At 49.8% G+C, this 26,636-nt stretch carries 29 protein-coding genes; 24 read left to right on the top strand and 5 right to left on the bottom strand.

The genetic code is table 11. The annotated features are described in order from the left end of the window. Window positions 1-67 precede the first annotated feature (67 nt). From K7P76_RS21935 to thiI, 5 genes are all read left to right on the top strand, one after another. Window positions 68-568 (top strand): YpuI family protein, encoded by a 501-nt coding sequence (locus K7P76_RS21935; protein WP_232187452.1) that lies wholly within the window; start codon window positions 68-70, stop codon window positions 566-568. An 80-nt stretch (window positions 569-648) separates the two neighbouring features. Continuing rightward, window positions 649-861, top strand: coding sequence for a DUF1540 domain-containing protein (locus K7P76_RS21930; protein ID WP_232187451.1), 213 nt, complete (start codon window positions 649-651; stop codon window positions 859-861). A 101-nt stretch (window positions 862-962) separates the two neighbouring features. Continuing rightward, on the top strand, window positions 963-1,640 hold the full coding sequence (locus tag K7P76_RS33210; RefSeq protein ID WP_309244785.1) for a lytic transglycosylase domain-containing protein: 678 nt from the start codon (window positions 963-965) through the stop codon (window positions 1,638-1,640). A gap of 104 nt (window positions 1,641-1,744) precedes the next feature. Further along, on the top strand, window positions 1,745-2,911 hold the full coding sequence (locus K7P76_RS21920) for a cysteine desulfurase family protein (RefSeq protein WP_232187450.1): 1,167 nt from the start codon (window positions 1,745-1,747) through the stop codon (window positions 2,909-2,911). Further along, complete coding sequence (thiI, locus tag K7P76_RS21915; protein ID WP_232187449.1) at window positions 2,911-4,131, top strand: tRNA uracil 4-sulfurtransferase ThiI; 1,221 nt, start codon at window positions 2,911-2,913, stop codon at window positions 4,129-4,131. The genes K7P76_RS21920 and thiI overlap by 1 nt, the downstream gene beginning before the upstream one ends. 89 nt (window positions 4,132-4,220) lie before the next feature. Here the strand turns inward: thiI and K7P76_RS21910 are convergent, their stop codons facing one another. Continuing rightward, window positions 4,221-4,964, bottom strand: coding sequence for a TerC family protein (locus tag K7P76_RS21910; RefSeq protein WP_232187448.1), 744 nt, complete (start codon window positions 4,962-4,964; stop codon window positions 4,221-4,223). Between the two features lie 119 nt (window positions 4,965-5,083). On the opposite strand from K7P76_RS21910, the gene K7P76_RS21905 reads away from it, so the two are divergent. From K7P76_RS21905 to K7P76_RS21875, 7 genes are all read left to right on the top strand, one after another. Then, entirely contained in the window at window positions 5,084-5,761 is a 678-nt protein-coding gene (locus K7P76_RS21905; RefSeq protein WP_232187447.1) for a TerC family protein, read from the top strand. A gap of 122 nt (window positions 5,762-5,883) precedes the next feature. Continuing rightward, the gene (locus tag K7P76_RS21900) at window positions 5,884-6,366 is read left to right on the top strand and encodes a hypothetical protein (RefSeq protein WP_232187446.1); all 483 of its coding nucleotides are present in this window, start codon (window positions 5,884-5,886) and stop codon (window positions 6,364-6,366) included. Window positions 6,367-6,569: 203 nt separating this feature from the next. Further along, the gene (gene typA / locus K7P76_RS21895) at window positions 6,570-8,411 is read left to right on the top strand and encodes a translational GTPase TypA (protein ID WP_232187445.1); all 1,842 of its coding nucleotides are present in this window, start codon (window positions 6,570-6,572) and stop codon (window positions 8,409-8,411) included. 21 nt (window positions 8,412-8,432) lie between these two features. Further along, entirely contained in the window at window positions 8,433-8,750 is a 318-nt protein-coding gene (locus K7P76_RS21890; protein ID WP_232187444.1) for a YlaH-like family protein, read from the top strand. A 76-nt stretch (window positions 8,751-8,826) separates the two neighbouring features. Continuing rightward, window positions 8,827-9,132 carry a hypothetical protein gene (locus K7P76_RS21885; protein ID WP_232187478.1) on the top strand — a complete coding sequence of 102 codons (306 nt, stop codon included), beginning with the start codon at window positions 8,827-8,829 and terminating at the stop codon, window positions 9,130-9,132. Further along, window positions 9,129-10,223: an LCP family protein gene (locus tag K7P76_RS21880; protein ID WP_232187443.1), complete on the top strand. Its 1,095-nt coding sequence runs from the start codon at window positions 9,129-9,131 to the stop codon at window positions 10,221-10,223. The genes K7P76_RS21885 and K7P76_RS21880 overlap by 4 nt, the downstream gene beginning before the upstream one ends. Window positions 10,224-10,297: 74 nt before the next feature. After that, window positions 10,298-10,753: a pyridoxamine 5'-phosphate oxidase family protein gene (locus K7P76_RS21875; protein ID WP_232187442.1), complete on the top strand. Its 456-nt coding sequence runs from the start codon at window positions 10,298-10,300 to the stop codon at window positions 10,751-10,753. 19 nt (window positions 10,754-10,772) lie between these two features. On the opposite strand, the gene K7P76_RS21870 is transcribed toward K7P76_RS21875, so the two are convergent. Further along, window positions 10,773-11,333, bottom strand: coding sequence for a YhcN/YlaJ family sporulation lipoprotein (locus K7P76_RS21870; RefSeq protein WP_232187441.1), 561 nt, complete (start codon window positions 11,331-11,333; stop codon window positions 10,773-10,775). Window positions 11,334-11,532: 199 nt separating this feature from the next. Here K7P76_RS21870 and K7P76_RS21865 point away from each other — a divergent pair, with 199 nt between their 5' ends. Further along, window positions 11,533-12,864, top strand: a complete 1,332-nt coding sequence (locus K7P76_RS21865; protein ID WP_232187440.1) for a PhoH family protein — start codon at window positions 11,533-11,535, stop codon at window positions 12,862-12,864. 18 nt (window positions 12,865-12,882) lie between these two features. Here K7P76_RS21865 and K7P76_RS21860 read toward each other — a convergent pair whose 3' ends face one another. Beyond that, window positions 12,883-13,380: a BTB/POZ domain-containing protein gene (locus K7P76_RS21860; RefSeq protein ID WP_232187439.1), complete on the bottom strand. Its 498-nt coding sequence runs from the start codon at window positions 13,378-13,380 to the stop codon at window positions 12,883-12,885. 119 nt (window positions 13,381-13,499) lie between these two features. Between K7P76_RS21860 and K7P76_RS21855 the strand changes: the two genes are divergently transcribed. Beyond that, a complete protein-coding gene (locus tag K7P76_RS21855) occupies window positions 13,500-14,804 on the top strand; it encodes an ABC transporter substrate-binding protein (RefSeq protein WP_232187438.1) in 1,305 nt (434 codons plus the stop codon). 19 nt (window positions 14,805-14,823) lie between these two features. On the opposite strand, the gene K7P76_RS21850 is transcribed toward K7P76_RS21855, so the two are convergent. Continuing rightward, complete coding sequence (locus tag K7P76_RS21850; RefSeq protein ID WP_232187437.1) at window positions 14,824-15,906, bottom strand: coiled-coil domain-containing protein; 1,083 nt, start codon at window positions 15,904-15,906, stop codon at window positions 14,824-14,826. An 85-nt stretch (window positions 15,907-15,991) separates the two neighbouring features. On the opposite strand from K7P76_RS21850, the gene K7P76_RS21845 reads away from it, so the two are divergent. Then, on the top strand, window positions 15,992-17,182 hold the full coding sequence (locus K7P76_RS21845; RefSeq protein WP_232187436.1) for a class I SAM-dependent methyltransferase: 1,191 nt from the start codon (window positions 15,992-15,994) through the stop codon (window positions 17,180-17,182). Window positions 17,183-17,306: 124 nt separating this feature from the next. Here K7P76_RS21845 and K7P76_RS21840 read toward each other — a convergent pair whose 3' ends face one another. Then, window positions 17,307-17,543, bottom strand: coding sequence for a DUF2626 family protein (locus tag K7P76_RS21840; RefSeq protein ID WP_232187435.1), 237 nt, complete (start codon window positions 17,541-17,543; stop codon window positions 17,307-17,309). Window positions 17,544-17,837: 294 nt separating this feature from the next. On the opposite strand from K7P76_RS21840, the gene K7P76_RS21835 reads away from it, so the two are divergent. From K7P76_RS21835 to K7P76_RS21795, 9 genes are all read left to right on the top strand, one after another. Continuing rightward, window positions 17,838-18,482 carry an RsfA family transcriptional regulator gene (locus tag K7P76_RS21835; protein ID WP_232187434.1) on the top strand — a complete coding sequence of 215 codons (645 nt, stop codon included), beginning with the start codon at window positions 17,838-17,840 and terminating at the stop codon, window positions 18,480-18,482. Between the two features lie 88 nt (window positions 18,483-18,570). Continuing rightward, window positions 18,571-19,524: a ketopantoate reductase family protein gene (locus K7P76_RS21830; protein ID WP_232187433.1), complete on the top strand. Its 954-nt coding sequence runs from the start codon at window positions 18,571-18,573 to the stop codon at window positions 19,522-19,524. A gap of 19 nt (window positions 19,525-19,543) precedes the next feature. Continuing rightward, window positions 19,544-19,936 (top strand): DUF3397 domain-containing protein, encoded by a 393-nt coding sequence (locus tag K7P76_RS21825; RefSeq protein ID WP_232187432.1) that lies wholly within the window; start codon window positions 19,544-19,546, stop codon window positions 19,934-19,936. Window positions 19,937-20,014: 78 nt separating this feature from the next. Next, on the top strand, window positions 20,015-21,658 hold the full coding sequence (gene bshC / locus K7P76_RS21820; protein ID WP_232187431.1) for a bacillithiol biosynthesis cysteine-adding enzyme BshC: 1,644 nt from the start codon (window positions 20,015-20,017) through the stop codon (window positions 21,656-21,658). Window positions 21,659-21,682: 24 nt separating this feature from the next. Beyond that, complete coding sequence (locus K7P76_RS21815; RefSeq protein WP_232187430.1) at window positions 21,683-22,945, top strand: adenosylhomocysteinase; 1,263 nt, start codon at window positions 21,683-21,685, stop codon at window positions 22,943-22,945. Between the two features lie 163 nt (window positions 22,946-23,108). Beyond that, the gene (locus K7P76_RS21810; protein ID WP_232187429.1) at window positions 23,109-24,398 is read left to right on the top strand and encodes an ABC transporter substrate-binding protein; all 1,290 of its coding nucleotides are present in this window, start codon (window positions 23,109-23,111) and stop codon (window positions 24,396-24,398) included. Then, window positions 24,395-25,420: a FecCD family ABC transporter permease gene (locus K7P76_RS21805; RefSeq protein ID WP_232187428.1), complete on the top strand. Its 1,026-nt coding sequence runs from the start codon at window positions 24,395-24,397 to the stop codon at window positions 25,418-25,420. Before K7P76_RS21810 ends, K7P76_RS21805 begins: the two co-directional genes overlap by 4 nt. Then, window positions 25,405-26,214 (top strand): ABC transporter ATP-binding protein, encoded by an 810-nt coding sequence (locus K7P76_RS21800; protein ID WP_232187427.1) that lies wholly within the window; start codon window positions 25,405-25,407, stop codon window positions 26,212-26,214. Before K7P76_RS21805 ends, K7P76_RS21800 begins: the two co-directional genes overlap by 16 nt. Beyond that, entirely contained in the window at window positions 26,211-26,630 is a 420-nt protein-coding gene (locus K7P76_RS21795) for an ankyrin repeat domain-containing protein (RefSeq protein WP_232187426.1), read from the top strand. The genes K7P76_RS21800 and K7P76_RS21795 overlap by 4 nt, the downstream gene beginning before the upstream one ends. Window positions 26,631-26,636 lie beyond the last annotated feature (6 nt).

The following is a 26,636-nucleotide window of genomic DNA, read 5'->3' as shown; positions in this document are numbered from 1 at the left end:
TTTTAGCTCGCTACCCAGAATAATCTTATGAGGGTATGCTTTTGTACAATGGAAAGGGGACCAATTCATGCCAGCCACCAATATTAAAGGGCTTGCCGAATCCAGCCGAGAGAAATTAAAGGCAGCTATTGATCCGATCGAACATTTTCTTAACCACAATGCGCTTGAGCAGCTTGTCCAACAAGACAATGCGGATAGTACTAGTTTTTACAGCGGCCTATTGTCCGACTTGCGTCATTTGCTCGTATTTTCGGAAGTCGCTTACGAGAAGCTTGGCGCGATATTAAGACGCCCGAATTTCGATAACGAGCTGGCCGAACGTGCGTTGTATGAGGTGTACCATAACGGCGTGAATGCCTTTTTTTATCCTAAAAATGAATGCTACTCCGAAGACGGCCGTTACGCTTACACCGGTCAAGATGCAATTCGTTTCCGCGTAAAGCCGGTGCGTTCCGCCCGCGATGTCGTATTAAGCATATCCCGTATTTACGAAGAATTGCGCGACGATCTGACGTATTACGAAAGCGATTATTTGACCCAACGTCGTATGCAAGGACAATCGAAATAACATTTCACCCTGCAACCCCCACCCCTCTGTCCGCATACCCGTCTTTATCGGGTGCACAATAGGACAGGGGGGTGGTTTATATGCCGAACGGCGTAGCTTGCAGCGTAAGCAATTGTTCTTTCTGGAATCAAGGCAATCAATGCGGGGCTAATGAAATCGCCATTGAAGTGGATTCGCATGCCAAGAACAAATGGATTGAAGAATTCGCCGAAGAATTTTTCTCTCATCACGATCATGCGCCGACATCTTCCGTCACTTGTTGCCTGACCTTTCAGCCAAACAGCAAAAAATAGGTCTTAAGGTTCAGGAAGCGAATTGTGTCGGGACTAGGCGTACACCGGTAGTTGTTGTACAATAGATTAATCAACAATTTGACTATCGGGAGACAACCGAAGTGAATGTAACGACTGATCCGCGCGTATTGAAACAATTGCTTCTGACCCAATGGCTATCGGGAGCAAATCCTTTCAGCAGTAAGTCTACGGACGCTGCGGCTGGCGATGGTACAGGCCTATTCGATCTATTATTGAGCCAATTGACGGCTGACTCATCGCAGGGAACGGTGAGCGGATTATCTTCGGAAATACCGAATGTTTCGGCGTTTTCATTGCCGATCGCTTCTTGGGGAGGAGCGCTAACGGACGATCGCGGTACGTCCTCGACCTACGACGATCTCATTTCCGCTGCAGGGGCGAAATACGGAGTAGATCCTGCCTTAATTAAAGGAGTAATCCAATCGGAATCGTCCTTTAATTCCTCTGCCGTATCCTCAGCGGGTGCTAAAGGGCTCATGCAATTGATGGATGACACGGCACGCGGTCTGGGAGTGACGAATTCCTTCGATCCGGCGCAGAACATCGACGGCGGTACGCGATTTCTGTCTTATTTACTTCGGAAATATGATGGAAACGTATCGACAGCTCTAGCCGCATACAATGCGGGACCCGGACGGGTAGATCGCTTGGGTTTAGCGACCGACCAAGATGTCGCCATGAACCTTCATAAGCTGCCTGGAGAGACGCAGAGCTACATTCGTAAAGTTCTGGATGCATCCAAGCAATGGAGCGTCTAAAGCTGAATATTCAGTTTAAGAGGGGATCAAGACGGGAAGCAATGCACCCGTTTTTGGTCCCTTTTATTGCATAATCCTATGTTACGGAAGAATGGGGAACCGATATGAAAACTTATTATTACGATCATTGCGCCTCTACCCCGATGTCGCCAACGGTTATCGAGACGATGAGCGACGTTATGAAGCTGCATTACGCCAATCCATCTGCGCTGCATCGATCGGGTGCGGAAGCCATGAGACTCGCGGAGAGAGCTCGGTCTAGCATCGCCGATAAAATGGGGGCAAACCCGAAAGAAGTTATTTTCACGTCGGGAGGAACGGAAAGCAACAACCTGGCTATCAAAGGCTCCGTCAATAAGGTGACAAGAGAGTCTAAACATGTCATAACAACGGCAATCGAACACGCTTCCGTATATGAAAGCGTTCGGCAGCTTGAAGCTCTCGGCATCCATACGACGATATTGGCTGTAGATCAGCAAGGTAAAGTCAATCCGGAGGATGTCGAGAAAGCGATTAGAAAAGACACGGTTCTCGTTAGCGTCATGCATGTAAACAACGAAACAGGGGTTATTCAGCCTATCCAAGAAATCGGAGCGATCGTTTCCAAGCACCCGCATGTTCGCTTTCACGTGGACGGAGTTCAAGCGATCGGGAAAGTACCTTTCTCATGGAAGGAATGGGGCGTACATTTATATTCGGGTTCGGCGCATAAGTTCGGAGGTCCCAAGGGCGTAGGATTTCTTCTTGCTAAAGAAGGAACTGAGCTTGCTTCGTTGCTGAATGGCGGAGAACAAGAGTTTGGCATGCGATCGGGAACCCTCAATGTTCCTGGAGTCGTGGCGATGGCGCAAGCGCTGCGGATCACTTTGGAAAATAGGGAAGACCGCAGGATGAAGATGTATGCGATGAGGCATCGGTTGCTAGAGATTGTTGCGGAAATACCGGAGTTGTTAATTAACGGTGTCCCTACTGATGTTACTGACAACGCCGCACCCCATGTTGTCAATTTTTCTTATCCGGGAATGCGGCCCGAGGTTATGATTCATATGCTCGAAAAACATGGCATTCTGGCATCTACGCAATCCGCATGCTCCTCTAAGAGCTTGCAGCCAAGCCGCGTGCTTCTTGCGATGGGCCAAGATGCGGATCGCGCCTCTGGAAGCATACGGATCAGCTTCGGCGATGAACATACGAAGGAAGACATCGAAATATTAGGGGATAGGCTCAAGATGGTTGTAGACAAATTGAAGCCTTTGGAAAGGAAACCATAATGAATTACGATCTGATAATCGTGCGGTTCGGGGAAATAACGATTAAAGGCCGCAACCGCAATCGATTCGAAGCGATGCTGCTGCTGCAAATTCAGTCGGCGTTGAAGGATTTTCCGGCTTTGAGCTACGTAAGGGGATATGCGCGGGTGTACATCCACTTAAACGGCGAGGATTACGGTCTAGTTGCGGCGAGGCTTAAAGATATATTCGGAATTATGTCGTTCAGCCCCGTTGCAAGCGCTCCTCAAGAGTTGGAGTCCATTCAGAAATGCGCTCTTGAAATTATGCGGACAGTGGATCCTGCGCCTAAGACGTTCAAGGTTTCGGTGAAACGCGGCTGGAAGCAGTTTCCCCATGATTCATTGGAGATGAACCATCTCATCGGTTCGTATGTGCTCCGTCATTGTCCGGAATTAAAGGTAGATGTACGGAAGCCCGAGGTCGAGCTTAAGGTGGATATTCAGCATAAAGAAACATACCTATACTGCGAAGTCGAGAAGGGAGCCGGGGGTTTCCCGCTCGGCATGAACGGTAAAGCGATGCTGCTATTGTCTGGCGGGATCGATAGCCCGGTAGCGGGTTGGATGGCGATGAAGAAAGGGCTGAAAATCGAAGCCGTTCATTTCCATAGCTATCCCTTTACCAGCGAGCAGGCCAAAGAAAAAGTTGTGACCCTAGCGCAGAGACTAGCCTATTACGGCGGCAAAATCAGGCTTCATCTCGTGCCGTTCACGGATATACAGACCAAGCTGGCGCAGTCCGGTCATGACAGCTTGATCATTACCTTGATGCGTAGAAGCATGCTAAAAATTACGGAGCGCTTAGCTGAGCGGAGCGGGGCTCTCGCGATCGTGTCGGGAGATAGCTTGGGGCAAGTGGCGAGTCAGACGCTCGGCAGCATGAACGTGATCGGCCGATCCTCATCGTTGCCGCTGCTTAGACCGCTTGTTATGATGGACAAACAAGAGATCATCGACTATGCCGTAAAAATAAATACATTCGAGACGTCCATATTGCCCTTTGAAGATTGTTGTACGTTATTTGTGCCGAAGTCTCCAGCTACGAATCCGGATTTGCGGATCGTAGAGCGAGTTGAAGCGCATCTAGGAGAACAATTCGATCGGTTGATCGATGATGCGGTAGAAGGAACGGAGACGGTTTTATTGACGGAAACCGGAGTGCCGGGAGCGTCTAAGCAACGCGAGGACGAGTGGTTTTAAGGCAGGCGTATTAGAAAAGGCTTGGATACGTCCCTGAGGACCTTATCCAAGCCTTTTTGCCGAGAGAAAAAAATTAGGATGTCGCGCAATTAATGCGTTTCGCGGCTTTTTTTAGTTGCAAGCACGGGACTTGTCTTGTTAAGCTGCGCCCGACGAGCTCTGATGGCATTCGTCCACACGCCTGCGACAATGACGAGAACGACCATTGTGGCGATAAATATCCAGGTGAACAAAGGATTTTCTAAGAAGAAGCTCTCGAATTTACCCTCGTGCGTAATCATTTTGGCTGCCGTATAGGCGAGTACCCCTGAGCCAATGTAAATGATCCATGTGTATTTCTCGATAATTTTGATGAATAAAGTACTGCCCCACACGACGATCGGGATGCTGATCAGAAGCCCCAACACGACAAGGAAGTAATCGCCATGCGCCGCGCCGGCTACGGCGATAACGTTGTCCAGACCCATTGCGGCGTCGGCTATGATTATCGTCTGTATAGCCGACCATAGGGTCGTACCGGCCTTGATATTGTCATGAGACTCCCCTTGCACGAGAAGCTTGTAGGCAATCCATATTAGCAACACGCCCCCTATTGCAAGCAGGAACGGAATTTTCAGCAACGATACGACAAGCATGGTCGCGACGATACGGATGAATACCGCACCGAACGTCCCCCAGATAACCGCTTTTTTCTGCATGTTCTTCGGTAAATTTCTGGCTGCAAGACCGATTACGATAGCGTTGTCTCCCGCGAGCAATAGATCGATGAACACAATGGTCAAGAGTATAGACCAGAAGTCCAAGCTTAAAATATCCCATCCGAATAATTCCACGATTGGTCCCTCCCCAAATGATTCAAACGGTAATACGCGAAAATTATAAAAGGGATTCAAAAATGTGCTTACATAACCTCGCCTGCTTGTACATAAAACAGGTATGAGGGGGTGACCACGTGGGAACTTTGGAAACTTTGTTCGTGTTTCTGGAAATCGTAATGATTAATTTGCTCTTAAGCGGCGATAACGCTATCGTCATCGCGATGGCGGGACGCAAACTGCCCGCAGCCCAGCGAAGAAGAGCAGTCTGGTGGGGGGCAGCGGCGGCCATTGTACTAAGATGCGTATTGACGCTGGGAGCGATAACCTTATTGCACATTCCTTTTCTTCGAACCGTAGGAGCCGTTCTGCTCATCGTAATTGCCTTGCAGCTGCTGCTCGATAATCATGTAGCTGACTCCCATACGCAAGCAGCATCTACTTTAGCGGGAGCGGTATGGACGATTGTCGTAGCCGATTTCGTCATGAGCCTGGATAATGTGCTCGCTGTAGCCGCGGTTGCCAAAGGAGATACCGTTATGCTGATCATCGGTATCGTTATGAGTATCCCGATTATCATTTGGGGGAGTTCCTTCATTATGCGCGTTCTTGATCGCTTGCCCGGCCTTGTTTATTTGGGAGGGGGATTGCTTGGCTATACCGCAGCCGATATGATGCTGGGGGACCCTGGAATCAAGCGTTACATTCATTTAGTGCCGCCTGATATCGAGCAGCTGTTTCCGATAACGACGGTAATCGTGCTGTTGGCAGTCGCTTTGATTGTTCGCCGGGTCGGCAAAGCGCACAGGCTTTAGGGAAAATTTGCATCCTTGAACTAGTTTTTTCCGCTGACTTCCATTAAACTAAAGAAAAAGATGTCACGATCCGTAACGAGAGCCGTGATGTTCAGAGTATGGGATGAAGTGGGGGAACCTTCGTGAACAGACAATCCGCCGCAGTCGGAATCGGAGTCGTGGCTGTTGGATTGATAATTCTTTTAGGCAAATTGGGTGTTTTCGCTTTTATCGGAGCCGTTTTTTGGCCGCTGTTCATTTTGATTCCCGGCGTGCTGTTGCATGTGCTCTATTTCGGAAGAATGGTTCCGTCCGTCGCCTTAATACCGGCAGGGATCTTAACGGTCGTATCCGTTATCCTGTTGATCGGGAATTGGTTCGGGTGGGGGCTGATGAAGTATTTATGGCCGTTGTTTCCGTTTGCCATCGCGGTCGGACTTTATGAGTTTTACGTGTTCGGCTATAGCCGAACACGGCAAGTGTGGACGGCTGCCGTCGGGCTTGCGGTTCTATCGATCGTCATGTTCGGAATGACGCTCTTGTGGACATGGGGAATATACGTACTGGCCGCGGGGCTTATCGGTTTTGGCGCATGGCTCGTACTTCGCCGCCCGAGAACTTGGTAATATCGGCGTGCGGTTTACATTGTTATTGGCTTTTCGACTAATCTAGCGTATAATAGAAGGGATGAGGACCAGCGTAAACTCTCTGGATCGCGCTGAGTCGATCGTACCGGTGATGCAAATTAACGTCGGCCTCGCGTCGGCGTTTTGTTTTGTGGATTTAGAGAACCCTATAGGGGATCAGAGATAAATGAGGAGTGGAAGTTATGCATTCAAGAGACCGTATTCGCAATATCGCTATCATCGCCCACGTTGACCATGGTAAAACAACCTTAGTTGACCAATTGCTGCGTCAGTCCGGAACATTCCGCGAGAACGAACAGCTTCAAGATCGCGCGATGGATTCCAATGACCTTGAGCGTGAGCGTGGAATTACCATCTTGGCTAAGAACACAGCCGTCAATTACAAAGACAATTTGATCAACATCGTTGATACGCCTGGTCATGCCGACTTCGGCGGTGAAGTTGAACGTATTATGAAAATGGTTGATGGCGTTCTGCTTGTCGTCGATGCGTTTGAAGGATGTATGCCGCAAACGAAATTCGTGCTGCGCAAAGCGTTGCAGCAAGGCTTGACGCCGGTAGTCGTATTAAACAAAATCGACCGTCCGGCTGCGCGTCCCGCCGAAGTCGTAGACGAAGTGCTTGAATTGTTCATCGAGCTTGAAGCTTCGGATGAACAATTGGAATTCCCGGTTGTATATGCTTCCGCATTAAACGGAATCGCAGGCAATACGCCTGATGATTTGCAGGCTACGATGGAACCTTTGTACGAAATGATTCTTCAGCATATTCCATCTCCTAAAGAGAACCCGGACGAGCCATTGCAATTTTTGGTTACATTGCTGGACTATAACGAATATATGGGCCGTATCGCAATCGGCCGCGTCAATCGCGGACGTATTGCCCAAGGCCAAGTCGTTGCGGTTATTAACCGCGAAGGTCAGGTTAAACAAGCGCGTATCGAGAAGCTATTCGGTTTCCAAGGGCTGAAGCGGATCGAAATCGAAGAAGCGGCTGCAGGCGATATCGTCGCGATCGCCGGTCTGAAAGAGATCAATATCGGGGAAACGATCGCGGATCCTGCTAATCCGGAAGCATTGCCTGTACTCGCTATTGATGAGCCGACATTGCAAATGACGTTCCTCGTTAACAATAGCCCGTTCGTTGGCCGCGAAGGCAAATGGGTAACTTCTCGTAAACTGCGCGAGCGTTTGTTTAAGGAAATCGAGACAGACGTTAGCTTGCGAGTTGACGAAACCGATAGCCCCGACGCATTCGTCGTTAGCGGACGCGGAGAATTGCATTTGGGTATTCTCATCGAGAATATGCGCCGCGAAGGTTTCGAAATTCAAGTGTCCAAGCCGGAAGTTATTCTTAAGATGATCGACGGCGTGAAGAGCGAGCCGATCGAACGTTTGCTTATCGATGTTCCGGAAGAGAGCATGGGCGCCGTTATGGAGAGCCTTGGAACGCGTAAAGCGGAAATGGTCAACATGATCAACAACGGTACGGGCCAAGTGCGTCTAGAGTTCCTTATTCCTGCGCGCGGGCTGATCGGATACCGGACGAACTTCCTGACGTTAACTCGCGGTTACGGAGTCATGAACCATGCGTTCGACAGCTACGGACCGATGATGGCCGGTCAAGTCGGCGGACGTCACCAAGGGGTTCTAATTGCAAGTGAAACGGGTAGAACGACAACGTATGGCATGATGTCCGTCGAAGATCGCGGCATACTGTTCCTTGAGCCGGGTGTAGACGTATACGAAGGAATGATCGTCGGCGAGCATACTCGCGATACCGACATCATCGTTAATATTTGTAAGGAAAAAGCTTTGAACAACATTCGCACCGCCAACAAAGAAGAGACTGTTAAGCTGAAGTCGCCGCGTCTTATGTCCCTTGAGGAAGCTCTGGAATATTTGAACGATGATGAACTGTGCGAGATTACTCCTAAAGGGATTCGCCTTCGCAAGAAAGTTCTGAACAAGAGCGAGCGCGAGCGTTCCGAGAAGCAGCGTCGTACGGCTGAAGCCGGAGTCTAATCGGAATTTGGAGGGTTTTCTATGCAGCAGTGGTTCCATGATCACAGCGTCATTTCCTATCTGCTCATTGTCGCCTTTACGATTTATATTTTTAACGCCGTTTTCAGGACGGGGAGGCTTCCTATCCTGAAAGAGATTCTCGTGCACTTGTTTTTGGCGGTCGGCTGCTTGATCTTGCTGCTATTGCAGCTTGATAAATTGCCGATTATCCAGTGCATGGCTGTCGCAGTCGGAATGATGGCGCTGCTTCGGATGCGCCAGTTCTACGATAAACGCAAAGCATACCGCAACGGGAAGGGCGGAGGCTCGTCTTCCGTGAATTCCGCCGATCCGCAATAAGCGATACTAACGTCTGCAACCGTCCTATGGGCGGTGAAGCCGGTTTACTTGGAGAGGGGAAACGGCCGTGCCTTTAATGGATGCGTTGTTTTACTGGTTGCAGATGAAGTGGGTTTCCTCCGCCCGCCCCGACGACGGGGCGGCGAGGGAAACACTTCTCTTTTTTGCGCAAATTTTGTCGGAAGACCACGATTTGGCGTCATTTGATGTAAGATCGGAGGAAGCCGGCAAAGTATACGTAACCTATGCCAAGACCGACGGTTCCACTCGTACCGTATGGTTTGATCGGGAAGCCGTGGAGCAATTAAACCGGGATATGTTCGGACACTCGGAACGCACGGATGACGATTCCGACACAGAGGATGAGGAGGAAATGGTTTGAGTCAGGATACACCGATGCCATCGCGTACGAGCAGCCGCAACTCACCACCTAAAGCATCTAAACCTCCCGGTCGGAGGTTCCGCTGGGGGCGGGCAATATTCATTTTGCTGGCGCTCATCATTGTGGCACTTGCGATTTATGCGGGATACTTATATTTCGTAGGCAAGAAAAACCTGGAGAAAATTTCCGATCAGAATCCTCAGCATAGCGCCATTCCTAAGGAAGAACGCGCACAGGTTAAACCGATAGCTCTTGTACTGCTCGGCCTTGATACCCGCAGCGAGACGGGGAGCATGAATACCGACGTAATGATGGTAGCGGCCTTTAATCCGAAAACCAAAACAGCGACGGTCGTCTCCATTCCCCGCGACAGCGACCTGAACATGGATGGCTACAAGAAACATAAGGCTAATGCCTATTACGCGGCTTTCTATACGAACGCCCGTAACAAAGAGAAGCTTGAAGGCGACCAAATTCCGGCTTACGCACGGGACAAAACCCGAGAGATGCTGGCCGAATTTTTCAATATCAAAATCGATTACACGGCTGTCATTGATTTTAAAGGATTCGTAGATGTCGTAGATGCTTTAGGCGGGGTAAACGTAACCGTAGACAAAGATATGCGATATGTCGACACGGTAGACGGTACGAACATCGACCTGGAGAAAGGCGAGCGAGAGCTTGACGGCGAACAGGCGCTGGGATTCGTCCGATACCGGAAATCCAACCGCGGAACGGCCGAATCAAGCGATTTCGAGCGTAATGAAAGACAAAGCCAAGTGCTTGGAGCCATTGCGGATCGAATGAAGTCCTTCAGCAGCGTCACGAAAGTCGACGGGATCTTGAATGCGGTCGGCGATAATATGAGAACGGATATTCCTAGCGCGCAGATCGAGAATATGATCAAAACGTATTTTCACATCAACCGCTCGAGCATCCGGTTCATTCCTTTGGCAGGCACTTGGAGAAGCCCGTATGTATACTTAGAAGAAGAAAAACTGAAAGAGGCGAAGCAAGCTCTAACAGAAGAATTATTGCCCGACGGACGTCCGGCGACTGTGCCTGAAAGCTCAGCTCCCGCTTCCGAATAACTCCCTTTGTCCGTTGGAAACTGGTTTTGCTTATGTTATAATGGAGCCAGAAATTCCAGTAAGGAGGGCTGCGGATGACAGAAACGAATACCGCTCTTACCGAAGCTCTTTACACGCAACTTCAGACGATGAATTTTGTTCTTCTGCATACCGTAGATGCCGAAAGCGGCAGTCCGACCTCCAGTGCGATCTCATGGATCTTTGCGATTGACGTGAATCGGCTTCGCTTTTCTTTAGACGGCCGATCACGGTTAATTACGAATTTGAAAGAGCGTCCCGATGTTAGCGTTACGCTGTTCGGCGGGGGGAGCGTGCATGCCGTATATGGGCAAGCCCGTATCGTAACCGACCATCTGGAAGGCGTTCCGTTCCCGCTTGCATGCGTTGATCTCGAGATAGAAACGGTCCGGGATGCCATGTTCTATGGCGCTCGTCTGTCCGTGCTGCCCGAGGTTGAGAAAACTTATGATAAAAGAGCAGCAGACCGCTTGGATAACCAAGTGTTCGAAGCGATGAAGAAAGCCCAGTGAATTTTCACTGGGCTTTTTGTCACTTTTTAAGCTTATTCAAGGTGCTGGTCCCCGTATTTTCCGGGGTTTTCGGCGGGATGATGTTGCGCGGGATTTGCGGGATGACTCGTCCGACGATGTCGGAAAGCTCTTCGGCAAAACCGGCGAGCGGGCGGCCGTGTTTGACGTCGGCTCTAATTTCTCGAATTCGCTGGGCAAGGTCGATGTCCGCAGTAACGACGGCATTGACCCCGTAAGGATCTTTACGAAAGGCTTCGGCAACCGAGTATTTAATCGTACCGACTCGAGACCGTTCCATTTTCTCGTCGACATCGATTCCTACGATCGCGTACTTACCGAATACGACGCAGTTGGCGCCTTTTACGCCTTTAATGCCGCGAGCCAGCGATTCCAGGTGTGCCGCAACCTGCTTCGGATTGCCGATGGCTTTGGAAACCCCATTCGAGGCTTGCGCCGTTAGTCGATTAACCGAAGGCGCCGGCGTTGCTTGATTTTTTTTACCACAGCCTGCGGAGCCCAAAGCCAAAGTCAGCAGCATTAGCAGCGCGGCTCCGTAAGCGATCATTTTATAGAGCTTCAAGATGTTCACCACCTTATTCTGGAGGGATGCCCGCATTAGCCGAGGAGCTGCATATGAGTACGCCCGGCCGCCGCAGGAGAAAACGTTCATTGGTTTTATTGTTCCCTGTCATCCGTTCGCTATGTAAGATCGCTTTAGAGAAATCGATGTGCCATTATGACATAACCAGCCTGAAGGCCGAAACGGGAGGGAACACCTTATGCGCAAAATTTACGTGCTCGATACAAATGTTTTATTGCATGATCCGCTCTCGTTGTTCGCTTTTGACGACAATGAAGTCATTATTCCCTCCGTAGTCTTGGAAGAAATCGATTCCAAAAAACGGCTCGCCGACGAAATCGGGAGAAATGCCCGCAATATTTCGCGAGAGCTTGACAGCATGAGAGCGATTGGACAGCTTCACAATGGCGTGACGTTGCCCAATGGGGGATTACTAAAGGTGGAAATGAATCATCGCCGCTTTGTGAGAGTGCAGGAATTGTTCGGGGAAATGACTAACGATAACCGGATACTCGCGGTGGCGTTGAATTACCATATGGAAGAACAGGAGAGCGTCGATCCTCGCCCCGTCATTATCGTCAGCAAAGACGTGCTCGTTAGGGTCAAGGCGGACGTGCTTGGAATTACCGCCCAGGATTACCTGTCGGATCAGACCGCATCGGTCTCGGACCAATACACCGGACATCTGACGTTGCACGTTCACCCTTCGGTAATCGATGAATTTTATTCCACCCGGGTTTTGGGCGTGAATCAGCTTGGCATTAAAGTAACCTTGAATCCGAATGAATTCGTAATCCTGCGCGATGAGCTCGGCACGTCCAAATCGGCGCTTCTCAAGGTGACCTCGGATGGACAGCGACTAGAGCCGCTGCACATGAGCAATGATCCCATATGGGGAATTACGGCACGCAACGCGCAACAGAGGATGGCTCTGGAACTGCTTCTGAACGACGACATTCCATTGGTGACGCTAACGGGCCGTGCGGGGACCGGGAAGACGCTCATAACCCTTGCGGCTGGTCTGATGAAGGTGGAAGATGAGCACAAGTTCAAGAAGCTGCTGATCGCTCGTCCCGTCGTTCCAATGGGAAAGGATATCGGTTATTTGCCGGGGGAAAAAGAAGAAAAGCTGCGTCCGTGGATGCAGCCCATTTACGACAATTTGGAATTTCTGTTCGATACGAAAAAATCGGGCGATCTCGACAAAATATTAATGGGGATGGGAAGCATTCAGGTTGAGGCTCTCACTTATATTCGCGGCCGCTCTATTCCTGGCCAGTTTATTATTATTGACGAAGCGCAAAATTTGAGCAAACACGAAGTGAAAACGATCGTCTCCAGGGTGGGGGAGAACAGTAAAATCGTGCTGCTGGGCGATCCGGAGCAGATCGATCACCCTTATCTGGATTCCCAGAGCAATGGTCTTACGTATTTGGTTGAGCGCTTCAAGGAAGAAGGCATTAGCGGTCATGTCACCTTGGAGAAAGGAGAACGTTCGCGCTTAGCCCAATTGGCAACGGAAAGGCTGTAAGAATGGTTTCGTCAATGTTTAATAAAGCCATTCCACGCTGCATCCGTAGGCTATTGCAATCCGCTCAGCAAGTTCCATGAGCTGTCTATCCATGATGTAAATCGCAGCGCTGTCGTTCGACCATTGTCCGATCAAATGCTCCTTCAGCTGTTCCAAAGCCGGTGCGGGTTCCGCATCCGGCTTTGCTGCGTTCAAAGAGAATGCAGCGGTTAGCGCAAGATCGAGGAAAATGTTCTCATTTCGCGTGACGATGGCATAATCCTCATAGAGAGCCCCTTGCTCCAGCCCATCGGAAGGGACTATCAGGAGATCGCAGCGTTCCGAGGTTACCCGATAATGTTCCAGAAGCTTCAAGACGGCAGGGATATGATCTTCCGAGTCGAAAATAAGCAGTTCCTTATAACGGTCATACAAAGGCGCGCGCTCGGCAATTCCTTTAACAATCTGTGCATAGAAGCCCGGGATCTTGCCATCGGGCAGATTCATGTCCAAACCGTACATTCGTTTAAGCTTCATAAGTTCTCCAACCTTTCATTACTCGGTCGTATTATCATAACAGATAAAGCGCTTTCCAAAAAAGCGAGACAGGTTCGCTCCGTCCTGTTATCATAAATAAAGTGCAGTTAACGTTAACGATGAAAAAGGTGAAGGCTGTGGCAAGCCGTAAATTGGCCTTAGTGTTCCTATTGCTCTGCATCATGGTCGTTATCCTATCTCCTTGGGCTGATGCTCCTTCTCCTTCAACCCCTATTGTCCCCGTTCCCTCGGGAGAAGATCTTGCCACCGCGAAGCCGGTTGTTGCCGAAGAAATCTCTCGATTAACGGTGGAAGTGGCCATGGAAGAGCCTGAATTCCAGGCGCTCGTCGATCAGAATGATGAATTCATAGCCAAACACCCGGATATATCGGTGGAATTACATAGAATCGATCCACAGCACGCCTATTCGACCTATAAACAAGCAGCGCAAATGGAAGAATTGGCGGATGTTATTCTACTATCCAATGAGTGGGTAAAGGAGTTCGCCGTCTCCGGTTATTTGCTTCCCGCCGATGCCGCATTCGTCGGTAAGGCACTAACGGAACAATTCGATGTTTTGATTGCTCCTCTTAAATGGAACGGCAGTTACTTGTGGGGAGTCCCACGCGACATGGATCCCTATGTACTCGTATGGAATATGGACTTATTGCACGGATGGCTTGGAGAAGATGTCACACTACCGCTTACGATCGAGCAATGGACCGCTTTGACGGCTAAGAGCTCGGAACTGCAAGGTGCTTTTTCATGGCTGACGATAGATCGTAACGATCCTTTAGCGATGCTTGCTTGGTTGGAAAATGCCGTTGGCGAACGAAGCGACGGATTGTGGACCGATGGAAGCAAGCCATGGGAAGGGACCCCATTCGAACAAGCCTTAACTCTTCTAGACCAACAAAGAGCAGGCGTTAAATTTATTGATAACGCGAGTGAAGCCGCAAGCACGTTGAAAGCGGGGACAACGTTAGCCGCCATCGTCCCTTATTCGCTAGCCGCGCCATTGGTTGCCGAGCCGCGAATAAGCTCTGACTCTAAGCTCGAGCTTGACCACCAAACCTGGAAGCTTCCCTATGTTTGGCCGAGGGGAAGCAGTTTTAGCATATCTTCTACTACGGAAGACGAAGATGCCGCCTACAAATGGATTGCCGAAATGACGGATGCCCCTAATCAATTGCACAATTTGGAGGAACGCAACCTGCTGCCCGTCTACCGTACGCTTTACGATAACGACAGAAGGTTATCCAATCTGCTGCCGGGGAGAAACGGGCAAACCTTTCCCAATCAATCTCCATTGATTATGGGACCGGATATGGCGGCACGTTTAGAAAAATTGGGCGGTTTATGGAGGAAGTTTACGACAGGTGTTATTACTTTAGACGACTGGAAGAAGGAATGGATCGATTAGTCCGACGGCATTAATATGATTAACCGATCTTTAATTGGACGATCAATTTACCGCCATTCATTTCTACGCTTTGGGCTTTCACGTATTTGATCAGCTTCTGCGGGTAGAAGCCTAAGTCGAACTCCCTCTCCAGATCGGCCCGCGTCGTATCCGGTAAAGTCAACCCATTAAAGATCAGAGTGTCCACGTGAAAACGAATCGCGTTTTCAGGCTTATCTTCAACCGTGTACCGACCTTGTATTTTCACCTGAATATCGCTGTTTTTTCCTTCCATCGTCAAGAGATCGTTGTCGAATGTGAAGGAAAAATTGTCAAACCTGCTATCCTCGCTCCGCAGAAATTCATTTAACTGTTCGTCCGATATCGTCAGCTTTGCCTTGAGCCCGCTAGTTTGCACGATGCCGGGCGTTTTCTTTATGTATTCGGGTAAATGCGTCATCGCGTTCGCAAGCGCCCTGAAATGTTGCTTAACCTCGTATAACCCGACATTGTTCCAATAGACTTGCAATTCATCCATTAAGCGAAGCAGCATTTCCTGATCGCTGCTTGCGGCAACGCCTGCATCCAATTGTTTCTGCAGGTCGCTCATCCGATCGCGTTGGGCAACGAGTTCTTGACCGACAGCGGTAAGCTCGTCCTTGTCGTGCTGCAATTGGTCGTAGCCTTTTTTAATTTTTTTGTAGCCGACTTTATAGTCATCCATCGTCTTATGGTCGGACTGGACGATCATATCCATCATGTCCCAGACGCGGATCAACTCGGGCAGCGAATTCGCGGATAACAATGACGACAGCCAGAAATCCTTGTACCCCATATAATAGGAACGCAGCACGCGCCCCGCTTTTTCCTTCTGCACGGCAATGGCGATCTCTTGCTCCGCGAGCCGCTGTTCGCTTTGTTCGATTTCGGCCTGGGTTTGAATCTTTAACGCGGAGATGCGCGCGATATTTCGATCGAGTTCAACCACGGACAAGCTTTGCTCCAATAGCTTTCTTGTTTCTTCCGGCAGCGGCTCGGCGAATACCGGCAATATCGCGCCGGCACGGGATAGGGCAAGCAGGGTTATGGAAGCCATCAGCACAGCCGCTAGCAGGCGACGCATCGGGATTCCTCCTTTCATTCGGACGTGCGACGAAGCCGTGTAATCCTATGCTATTATAATATGACAACGAAGCTTGGGGAAGGTGTTGAGCGCATTGGAAGCCGGATTTGCTGCGGAAACGCCTCTTGCCGCAATAATAAGAGAAACAATATTAACCAGTCCTTCCATTGGTGAAACAGATAACGGCGACGTGTTGTCCGCTATTCCCTTCCATCAGTATATGACGCTTTGTCTCTATCATCCCGAATTTGGCTATTATCGCTCGGGAACTTCAAGAGTCGGCCGAGAAGGCGACTTTTATACAAGCGCTTATGTCGGAGAATTGATGGGGGAGCAGCTGGCATCGGAGCTTATGAGACTTGCAGACGAATGGCTCACGGGCGTCGAGTCGATCGAAGTGATGGACTGGGGCGGCGGTACCGGCCGGCTTGGACGGCACATGATGGATACATGGGAGAAGGCGAGTCATTCAGAAGGACTTGAGGGAACGCGCGCGGAGAGGTTTATTTTGACGGTTGTAGAGGGAAATCCCGCGCATCGGCGACAGGCAATCGAGGAATTGGCCGATTATATAGAATTAGGCAAAGCTCGCGTTATCGGCAACGAAGAAGGGTCAAGCATGTCTTTCCCGGATCATCCCGTCATTATCGTGGCTAACGAGCTGTTAGACGCGTTTCCGGTCTATCGATTAGTAAAGCGGGGCGGACGTTTACGGGAGTGGGGAGTCGTTTGGGAGGAGGCAGGGCGCCGTTTCATTCCTTGTTTAATGGATCCGACTAATCCGCGTCTGGAAGAATGGATAGACAATGAAGGCGTTCGTTTACTGGATAATCAAACGATAGAAGTGAACTTGGACGCGGCGGACTGGGTGGCGGATTTGGCCAGCCGTCTTGATCGAGCGATGCTGGTGTTTATCGATTATGGGGATGAGACGGAGGAATTAATCACCCCCCATAGGATGGATGGCACTTTGTTATGCTACTACAAGCACCGTGCGCACAACGATCCTTATTTGCTGCCCGGCGAGCAGGATTTAACGACCCACGTTAATTTTAGCCACATTAGGCGAGTTGCGGTTCATTCTGGATGGAAAGAGTTACGGTATGGGACGCAAAAGAAGTTTCTGGTCGAATCCGGAATTTTGGAAAAGCTAAGCGCGCATTCACTGACTGATCCTTTCCATCCAACCGTTCGCCGCAACAGAGCTATTCGCCAGCTCCTTTTGTCGGACGGCATGAGCGAGCTGTTCAAAGTACAAATTTTCGTAAAAGCGTAATGCCGATTAACTTAATAAAGCACAATAAGAGGCTGCCTCAAGTCGGATTGACTTTAGAGACAGCCTCTTCGTGATTTCATTAAATTGTAAAGGCATATGTACGTACCTGATCGCGAATCGTAGGTTATACAGGTATGCCCATTTCGAACACGGTCCAATAAGTGAATCCCAGGAACGCCAGCACCATATAGCCCCAGAACATGAGGAGATAGGTCTTTTCCGTGAAATTCAAATAGCCGAGTAAGAAGAAAACAGCGGTTTGCATAAAAAACAACAAGGCAAATTCAAACATGTCGCCTACAAATGCCATTAGGGCAATTACCAGTGTCCAGAAGCCGAGCACTCTAAACATACGTGCCATCGTTTATTCCCCTCTCATAAGCACAAGACGATTTCTAAAGCATATTATACCGTTTGGACAAAAGAGTGTAAACCGACAAGTCGTGACGAAACGGCAAACTTTTCATTGGCGCTTCTATAGTCCCCCATTTGGCTCAGATGTATGTGTTTGTCGCCTAATTGTTGTCCGAAGGTATAGTGATTCGAAAAATGGATATAAATAGAAGTATCCGATAGATTCTATGAATTCTATTACGGGCATAGAAATGAAGAAAGCAACAAAATATACGCGATACTTAAGGAGGGAAGGGCACCCATGACGGCTGTGAGACAAGACGCATGGAGTCCGGATGATGATTTAATATTGGCGGAGGTTACTCTGCGCCACATCCGCGAAGGCAGCACCCAATTATCCGCATTCGAAGAAGTAGGGCAGCGAATTGCTCGAACTTCCGCAGCTTGCGGGTTTCGTTGGAATAGCTTTGTCCGCAAAAAATACGACGAAGCGATCGGAATGGCTAAGCAACAACGTCAGAAACGTAATTATCTCAAAAAACAAGGGATTTCCACCATTTCCGGTGCGGAGCGTTTAGCAGTCGAAGAAGGCGACAGCGGGAAAGCAGAGCTATTGTCTGCGGAATCGATGTCATTAGAAGCCATTATCCGATATTTGCGCCAATGGAAAGGTACCGTTCAGGAGATGAGCCGGCAAATTCGGCACCTGGAGAAGGAATTGAAAGAAAAGGACGATCGGCTAAGCGAATTCCGCGAAGTAAACGAACGTCTGTCCAAAGAAGTTAACGAAGTGCAAACCGATTACCGGGTCGTCAACGATGATTACAAAGCGCTCATTCGCATTATGGACCGCGCGCGCCGACTCGCTTTCTTGACTGAGGAAGTAGACGAGGACCGGGCTAGATTCAAAATGGACGCCAACGGCAATCTCGAACGAATCGAATAGCTTATGATTGCTGCAAAACCCGCGGGGACTTTCCTCGCGGGTTTTGCTTTGGTATGGTTATCAAAAACGAGAGAAGGCGCACCTGTTCATGTTCATGGATAAAATCGCGGTATTGGGCGGAGGTTCACTCGGAATGCTGCTTGCCGGAAAGTTGACGGCTTCAGGGTGCGATTGCGTATTGTGGACGAGAACACGTAGTCAGGCTTCTCTACTGAACGGCAACGGATTAAAGCTAGAGGATCAATCGGGAGATCGTTTAATTAAGGTTAAAGCCGTACCCTTTGAGGATGCTTCCGCTGGCGAACATGGCTTTGTCTTAGTGGCAGTCAAACAAACGGCATTGGTCCCTGAACTTCAAGGAAAATTGGCAGCAACTATACCTGTTGGAGGGACGCTTGTCCTTTTTCAGAATGGAATCGGTCATTTCGAGCTGCTGCAGCGTGTTTTGCCTGGAAGAAAGCTGATTATGGCAGTTACGACGGAAGGGGCATTGCGGATTGACTCAACGACCGTTCGCCATACCGGTCGCGGAGAAACCCGAATCGGTGACGGGCACCCGGAAGGTATTGCCGAACTCGCGGATACAGGCAATGAACCTTTCTCAGATGAGCTGCTGCATTTGGAGCGGCTGTTGAAACAGGCAGGATTTTCCGTTTATTTGTCGAAACAGTTGGGAGATGCGATTTTACGGAAACTATTGATCAACGCGGTCATTAACCCGCTAACCGCAATATTAAGAATTCGGAACGGTCAGCTGACCGAATCGTCCGCTCGGCTGGAATTGATGAGATCGTTATTTCAAGAAACGTTCGAGATCGTTAAAGATTACGGCGTAGGCGAAGAAACCGAGTTATGGAATGCGATATTGCAAGTATGCTCCGCTACCCGCGACAATGAATCCTCCATGCTGCAGGATGTTTCCGCCCATAAAGAAACGGAAATCGAATTCATTAACGGCGTTATATGCCGGCTCGCGAAAGAGCAAGGCAAGGAAGCTCCTTGGAACGAAGCCGTTATGGCTCTTGTCAAAGCCGCCCATTAAATAAGGGGAGAGGTAACAAATGAATTCGATTTGGGAATCACTCGTGCATGCCTATGCTTTTTTGGCCACCGTGCCCATTGTCCCGTTCCTTCTCGTATACATAGTTGCTTCGGTACGCGGAGGAGATCGCAAGAGAGCGTTCAGGCTCGCGATGGACGTGACGAACGCTTTCTTGATCGGCTGCGTTGCCTACCTTCTCAACAGCCGTTTAAACACGAATTTCGGCCTTTTTTTCATTGTTTTATTGTTGCTTATCGGCGGCGGATTGATCGGGAATGCACAAAATCGGATTCGTGGAAAAGTTGATACGGCAAAACTAGTAAGGGCCGTTTGGCGGCTGTCCTTTTTCGGAATGGCGGTTATGTATGTGCTGTTAATGACCTTGAAGCTTTTATTCCCAACCGCAACGTAATGATCCTTTTGACGCGGATTGAGCTCTTGTGTACAATCAATCTGTTAGCACAACAGACAGATCGGGGGAACTTTCCCTTTGAACATTGCATCTCTTATAGATTCCAATCCTTTTTCATTGGCAGAACGATATAGGCAAGGCGATCCTGAAGTCATCGAATTGTTCGGATTGCATCCTTCCCAAGAAGAGCACTGGGCACGAAGAGCCTTGCTGCTGGACGAGACGTCGGAGAGACGAGCAAGCCTTGAGCAGGTTGCGTTAGCTATTAGAACTTATCAATCCAAGCTTCCCTATTATTCCGAAGCCGCGGCGTCGTTGGAGAAGCTCGAGCAATCACGGACACTGGTCGTCGTAGGAGGGCAGCAAGCCGGCTTATTCGGCGGAGCGTTGCTCATTTACTACAAAGCTTTATCGGTTGTGCAAACAGCCCGCGAAGCGGAGAAACGATTGGGTAGACCCGTCGTGCCCGTCTTCTGGATCGCGGGAGAAGATCACGATTTCGACGAAGCGAACCACGTGAATATTCAATCGCCGAAAGGCGGGATCAGGCGAATTCGGATCGAACGTCCGGAAGGACCGCGGCTCGCCGTAAGCAGAACGCCGTTGACAACGCAGCAGTGGGAAACGGCTTTGCAAGAGTTGGCCGACCAATTGCCGGATTCCGAGTTCAAACCCGCTCTTCTTGAACGGCTTCAAAGCCATATCACGGATTGTCCATCGCTTAGCTTGGCGTTCGCAAGATTGCTTGCCGATTGGTTCGGCAGAGAAGGGTTGCTGCTTCTTGATGCGGACGATCCTAACTTGCGTGCGTTGGAAGGGCCGATGTTCCGGGAGTTGATCGTTCGAAACAACGAGCTGGAAACCGCATTGAAGGCAGGCGAAAGCCAAGTCTTGAGCAAAGGTTTCAAGCTTCAGGCGGAGACGAATCCCGGAAGCGCCAACTTGTTTCTCCATCACGAGCACGGAAGGCTTCTGCTTCATAAAGAGAAGGATCGTTTCATCGATCGTCGAGGACATGTTTCCTACTCCCAGGAGCAAATGCTAGAACTAACGTCTAATTCTCCGGATTGCTTAAGCACGAATGCATTGACGCGTCCTCTTATGCAGGACTATTTGCTGCCTGTGCTAGCCGCGGTTCTAGGACCATCAGAGTTGGCCTATTGGGGCATTCTTGGCCCGACGTTTCATGAGTTCGGAATGTCTGTACCTCTATTAATTCCGCGGCAATCGTTTACTTATTTGGAGCCCAACGTAACCAAACTATTGGATAAATATTCCTTATCCGTTGAAGAGGCCATAACCGACTGGGAACAAAAGAAATCGGAATGGTTAGCCGAGCAGGACGAGTGGAACTTAGAAGAAAAGTTCCGGCTAGCCAAACGGCAATTCGAGGAATTATACGCTCCGGTCATCGACACCGTGTCGTCGCTTCAACCCGGTCTCGCCACGCTAGCGGCTACGAATCGGGATAAAATATTGGAGCAAATCACTTATTTGGAGTCTCGTTCCCTCGATGCGATCGCTAAGCAACATGAAGCATCGCTTCGTCAATGGGATCGAATCCATCAGTCGCTCTCGCCTCTGGATAAGCCGCAAGAAAGAATATACGGTACCGTTCATTTCTGGAATCGTTACGGTCCGGAGTGGTTGGTTCGTTGGCTAGAGGTTCCCTACCAGGCAACTGGAGGACAGCGCTTGGTGGAAAGCTTGACGAATTCATAGAACAGAACCTGGAGGAATTATCTGATGAAAACCGCATTAACCAGCATCGTACGCGATCCGTCATTGGCGCCGGAAGGCAAACTTAAAATCGATTGGGTGCAAGCCCATATGCCGGTTTTGAACCAAATTCGCGAGCAATTCGAGAAAGATCAGCCATTCAAAGGTCTTCGTGTCGCCATTTCGCTGCACTTGGAAGCCAAAACGGCTTATTTAGCAAAAGTCGTACAAGCTGGCGGAGCTGAAGTCGTTATTACCGGCAGCAATCCGTTGTCCACCCAAGACGATGTGTGCGCGGCTCTCGTGGAAGACGGAATTGCCGTATACGCGAAATACAATCCCGATCCGCAAGAATATAAGGACCTGATGGTCAAAACATTGGAAACAAAGCCCGATCTCATTATCGATGACGGGGGAGACCTCGTGTCCATTCTGCATTCGGAGCGTCAGGACTTGCTTGCTCAAGTACGCGGCGGGGCGGAAGAAACGACAACCGGAATTTTGCGCCTGAAAGCGATGGAAAAAGACGGATCGCTTAAATTCCCGATGGTAGCCGTCAACGATGCTTATTGTAAATATTTGTTCGACAACCGTTATGGCACCGGGCAATCCGTATGGGATGGCATCAACCGGACGACGAACCTTGTGGTAGCGGGTAAGACGGTTGTCGTCAACGGATACGGTTGGTGCGGCAAGGGCGTGGCAATGCGGGCCAAAGGGCTTGGAGCGAACGTCGTCGTTACGGAAGTGGATGCCATTCGCGCAGTCGAGGCGTACATGGACGGTTTTACGGTACTGTCGATGGCCGAAGCTGCCAAAGTCGGCGAGTTCTTCGTTACGGTGACCGGCAATAAAGACGTCATTCGCGGCGAGCACATCGCGAATATGAAAGACGGAGCCATTCTTTCCAATGCGGGACACTTCGATATTGAAGTCAACTTGGTCGAGTTGGCTGCCATGTCGGTATCCAAACGGGTCGTACGTCGCAACATCGAGGAATACGTGCTGAAGGACGGACGCAAAATCTACGTACTTGCCGAAGGACGTTTAGTAAATCTTGCGGCGGGCGACGGACATCCAGCGGAAATCATGGATATGACGTTCGCATTGCAAGCAATCGCGCTTCGTTATGTGAACGAGAATTATGAGAGCATCGGCAACCAAGTCGTTAACGTGCCTTACGAGCTCGATGAACTGGTCGCGCGCACGAAACTGCAATCGCTCGGTATTACGATCGATACGCTGTCCGATGAGCAGAAAGCTTACTTGGATAGCTGGGCGTCCCATTAACTGCTTAACTAAACAGAAATGAAAAAGAGAACGTTTATTCCATCGGAAACACTCGACGGGATAAACGTTTTTTTATTTGCAAAGTTGTTATTGACAATGATTCTCATTATCATTTAAAGTTCTAAATGAAAATGATTATCATTATTATTTAAGAGGAATAGAAATGTTTCGAAATGCAGTAAGGATTGGATTGTTGACCTTGGCGGTCCTGTTCGTCGCCAATGTCGGTTTGACTCCTTCTACGGATGCGGCCGAGGCAAGCCGTTTAATCAAGGTGGTCGTGGATGGAAAGTCCATATCCTTATCGACAGCCCTGCAATTGGTCAAAGGGCGCCTTCTTGTCCCCTATAGCGAGGTTGTAGCCGGCTTGGGCGGCAAAGTAAGCTGGGATCAAAAAACGAAAACGGTTAAAGCAGTAAAAGGCAATATCACGGTAGCTTATACGGCGGGATCCTCGACGGCATACATAAATAACGAGAAAAGGACGCTGGAATCCGCACCGGTCAGCTTGAATAATACGACGTTCGTGCCGCTCCGTTTTCTGGCTCAATCGTTCGGAATGTGGGTTAGATGGGACGGTAACAAGAAACAAGTAACGATCTCCAGCACATTGACGGTACAAACGAAGGTCGGGCCCCTCACGCTTAATAAAGTTCCTCAACGCATCGTAACCTTGTCCTCGTCCGACACGGAAATCGTTGCAGCGCTTGGCGGCCATATCGTCGGAAGAGCGACGGCGTTAGGCAAGGTTTATCCGCCGGAAGCGGCATCCATTCCCGAGGTCGGCAGCACGCATGGCATCAACTTCGAGACGTTGGCTGCGTTGAAACCGGATTTGGTCATCGGAAGTCCGTCGTTACAGCCGCAAGCAGCTACGATCGAGAAGCTGGGCGCGCGAATGCTGCTTAACTCGCACAATGTTTTCGAGGAAATCAAAAATTCCATTCGTCTATACGGAGAAGTATTGGGTAAGGAAGAAGAAGCGGAAAAGCTGATTAAAGGAATGGACGGCAGATTGAAGAAGGTCATGCAAAGTCCGCCGTTGAACAAGCCGAAGACGTTGATCCTTTATGGTGCGCCAGGCAGCTTCGTTGTCGCCCTGCCTTCAAGTTATCCGGGCAACTTCTTGCTGCTAGCCGGCGGTAACAACGTTGCGGCTGATTTTCCGAAGATGGATACGATGCCGCAATATGCAGAATTCAGCATGGAGCGAATCGTTGCTGCCGACCCTGACGTTATTTACTTAATTACGCACGGCGATCCCGTAGAAGTGAAAGCAAGCTTTAAGAAAGAGCTGGAAAGCAATCCGGCGTGGAAAAACCTGGGGGCTGTTAAAACAAGTCAGTTCGAGGTGCTTCCAAACGATCTGTTTGCCGCTAACCCGGGACTGCGCGCACCAGATGCGATTACCTACTTAAATGAACTGCTGCTGCAGGTGAAAATAAGCAAATGAATGCTCCTTATACGAACAGAAAGGATCCTCGATCTAAGACAAGGTATGCGTTATTGGCTTTATTCGCGGTACTTTTGTTGCTTTCCATTCTATATGGATTGATGGTAGGAGCCGTATCGATCCCGGCGAAGGAAGTATGGACTTCGTTAATTAACGATACGGATTCGGAATTTCGGCAAATCGTATGGAACTTGCGGCTTCCAAGGGTTTTGACCGGGTTGCTGGTCGGCATTTGCCTAGCGGTATCCGGTGCTTTCCTCCAGGGCGTATTCCGGAATCCGTTAGCGGATCCGGGAATTATCGGAGTTTCCTCGGGAGCGGGGTTGGCGGCCGTATCGGTTATGATTTTATTTCCGGAGCAAATGTCTCTTGTGCCTTTAGCGGCTTTTTTGGGAGCATTGGCGGCAGCTGCAATTATATATGCTCTGGCATGGAATAAAGGAGCGCCTGCCGGCCGAATGATATTGGCCGGGGTGGCGGTCAATTCCTTGCTCGGAGCAGGCATGACAACGGTTATACTGCTCAATAGCGAGAAGGTGCAAGCCGTATTGCCTTGGTTAGCCGGAAGCCTGAACGGGAAAAGCTGGCCGCATTTTGAAACGATTTTGCCTTATGCGTGCATTGGGATGGTATTGTCGGTATTTCTGGTTAAACATGCGAACGTGCTCATTCTCGGGGACGAAGTGGCGAAACTGTTAGGTAATCGAGTGGAGAGGAGCAGGATGCTGGTCATTCTCATGTCTACTTTCATGGCGGGAATAGCGATTAGCGTCTCGGGCTTAATCGGTTTTGTAGGCTTGGTCGTGCCGCATATCGTGCGGATGATCGCAGGCAACGACTACAAGTTTTTTCTGCCGCTATCCGCTCTTGGAGGCGGGGCGCTCGTGGTCGCTGCCGATACTTCAGCTAGAGCTTGGTTCGACCCGATTGAATTTCCGGTGGGCGTATTGCTTGCGTTGCTAGGCGCTCCGTTTTTCCTTTACTTGTTGCGAGGGGGGCTTAAAGGATGGAAAACGTCTTAACCTCGGAAGGTCTCCACTTCGGCTATCATAACCGGAATATCGTCGAGAACTTTGGCTTAAGCATTCGGAAGGGCGAGATGGCGAGTATAGTCGGTCCTAACGGCTCGGGGAAATCGACGGTACTGCGATTGCTGACGAGATTGGTACGGCCGAATAAGGGAATCGTGTATTTGGAGGGAGAAGCCATTGCCCTCATGAATACGAAGCAGGTTGCCCGGAAGCTGACGATGCTGCCGCAAACTCAGGATCCTAATCTGGATTTAACGGTTCGGGATTTGGTGAAGCAAGGGAGGCATCCGCATTTGAAGTGGTATGAAGAATGCCGCAATGAGCATGAGGATGCTGTCGATTGGGCGCTTCAGATGACGGATATGACGAAGCTGCAACATCGTTCCTTGTACACTTTATCCGGCGGAGAAAGACAAAGAGCATGGATTGCGATGGCGGTAGCCCAAACACCGCATACGTTGCTGCTTGACGAGCCGACGACTTACTTAGATGTTGCGCATCAGCTCGAAGTCATGGAATTACTCCAATTCTTAAATCGCAAGCAGGGAATTACGATCGTGATGGTCATGCATGATTTGAACCAAGCTTCTCGTTATAGCGATAGGATCATTGCAATGAAAGACGGCAAGTTAGTCAGCCAAGGGTCGCCGGCGGAAGTTTTTTTGCCAGATTTTTTCTCGCAAGTATTCGGGATCGAAGCGAACGTTTATGAAGATGAAGGTAAGCCCGTATACACGCCAAGAGGTCTTGCGATAAGCAGAAAATGGGAGGAGTTGCACGTATGACATTGGAATCGCGAAAGCCGCTGGCGGCTATTGAACCGGAACTCGTTAAACAGTTCGTAAGCTCGGCCCATGCCGATCTTCACAAAGTGAAAGAGCTTCTGGAGCGGGGGCCGGGTTTGCTGCATGCATCAATGAATTGGGGAGGCGGCGACTGGGAAACGGGGCTTGGTGCTGCGGCGCATGTTGGGAGACGTGACATCGCGGAATATTTATTGAGTCGCGGCGCACGATTGGATCTATTTGCGGCGGCTATGCTAGGGCAATTAGAGCTCGTGAAGCTAATCATCGGACAATTCCCCGATATGGCTCATGCGACCGGCCCGCACGGAATTCCTCTCATTAGGCATGCTGCAATGGGCGGCGAGGAAGCAAGGCTTGTATTCGAGTTTTTGGAACAATTACATTGGGACAAATAAAAAGGA

The organism is Cohnella silvisoli, assembly GCF_021190915.1.
Classification (GTDB): Bacteria; Bacillota; Bacilli; order Paenibacillales; family Paenibacillaceae; genus Cohnella; species Cohnella silvisoli.
Note: the sequence above shows the minus strand (reverse complement) of the source record. Positions and strands in the feature narration are given on the sequence as shown.

What these genes read in the sequence shown, in the direction of transcription:
- K7P76_RS21935 (WP_232187452.1), top strand. Translation starts at nt 68, where the DNA reads ATGCCAGCCACCAATATTAAAGGGCTTGCCGAATCCAGCCGAGAGAAA.
- K7P76_RS21930 (WP_232187451.1), top strand. Translation starts at nt 649, where the DNA reads ATGCCGAACGGCGTAGCTTGCAGCGTAAGCAATTGTTCTTTCTGGAAT.
- K7P76_RS21920 (WP_232187450.1), top strand. Translation starts at nt 1,745, where the DNA reads ATGAAAACTTATTATTACGATCATTGCGCCTCTACCCCGATGTCGCCA.
- thiI (WP_232187449.1), top strand. Translation starts at nt 2,911, where the DNA reads ATGAATTACGATCTGATAATCGTGCGGTTCGGGGAAATAACGATTAAA.
- typA (WP_232187445.1), top strand. Translation starts at nt 6,570, where the DNA reads ATGCATTCAAGAGACCGTATTCGCAATATCGCTATCATCGCCCACGTT.
- K7P76_RS21890 (WP_232187444.1), top strand. Translation starts at nt 8,433, where the DNA reads ATGCAGCAGTGGTTCCATGATCACAGCGTCATTTCCTATCTGCTCATT.
- K7P76_RS21885 (WP_232187478.1), top strand. Translation starts at nt 8,827, where the DNA reads ATGGATGCGTTGTTTTACTGGTTGCAGATGAAGTGGGTTTCCTCCGCC.
- K7P76_RS21875 (WP_232187442.1), top strand. Translation starts at nt 10,298, where the DNA reads ATGACAGAAACGAATACCGCTCTTACCGAAGCTCTTTACACGCAACTT.
- K7P76_RS21865 (WP_232187440.1), top strand. Translation starts at nt 11,533, where the DNA reads ATGCGCAAAATTTACGTGCTCGATACAAATGTTTTATTGCATGATCCG.
- K7P76_RS21860 (WP_232187439.1), bottom strand. Translation starts at nt 13,380, where the DNA reads ATGAAGCTTAAACGAATGTACGGTTTGGACATGAATCTGCCCGATGGC.
- K7P76_RS21855 (WP_232187438.1), top strand. Translation starts at nt 13,500, where the DNA reads ATGAAAAAGGTGAAGGCTGTGGCAAGCCGTAAATTGGCCTTAGTGTTC.
- K7P76_RS21850 (WP_232187437.1), bottom strand. Translation starts at nt 15,906, where the DNA reads ATGCGTCGCCTGCTAGCGGCTGTGCTGATGGCTTCCATAACCCTGCTT.
- K7P76_RS21840 (WP_232187435.1), bottom strand. Translation starts at nt 17,543, where the DNA reads ATGGCACGTATGTTTAGAGTGCTCGGCTTCTGGACACTGGTAATTGCC.
- K7P76_RS21835 (WP_232187434.1), top strand. Translation starts at nt 17,838, where the DNA reads ATGACGGCTGTGAGACAAGACGCATGGAGTCCGGATGATGATTTAATA.
- K7P76_RS21830 (WP_232187433.1), top strand. Translation starts at nt 18,571, where the DNA reads ATGTTCATGGATAAAATCGCGGTATTGGGCGGAGGTTCACTCGGAATG.
- K7P76_RS21825 (WP_232187432.1), top strand. Translation starts at nt 19,544, where the DNA reads ATGAATTCGATTTGGGAATCACTCGTGCATGCCTATGCTTTTTTGGCC.
- K7P76_RS21815 (WP_232187430.1), top strand. Translation starts at nt 21,683, where the DNA reads ATGAAAACCGCATTAACCAGCATCGTACGCGATCCGTCATTGGCGCCG.
- K7P76_RS21810 (WP_232187429.1), top strand. Translation starts at nt 23,109, where the DNA reads ATGTTTCGAAATGCAGTAAGGATTGGATTGTTGACCTTGGCGGTCCTG.
- K7P76_RS21805 (WP_232187428.1), top strand. Translation starts at nt 24,395, where the DNA reads ATGAATGCTCCTTATACGAACAGAAAGGATCCTCGATCTAAGACAAGG.
- K7P76_RS21800 (WP_232187427.1), top strand. Translation starts at nt 25,405, where the DNA reads ATGGAAAACGTCTTAACCTCGGAAGGTCTCCACTTCGGCTATCATAAC.
- K7P76_RS21795 (WP_232187426.1), top strand. Translation starts at nt 26,211, where the DNA reads ATGACATTGGAATCGCGAAAGCCGCTGGCGGCTATTGAACCGGAACTC.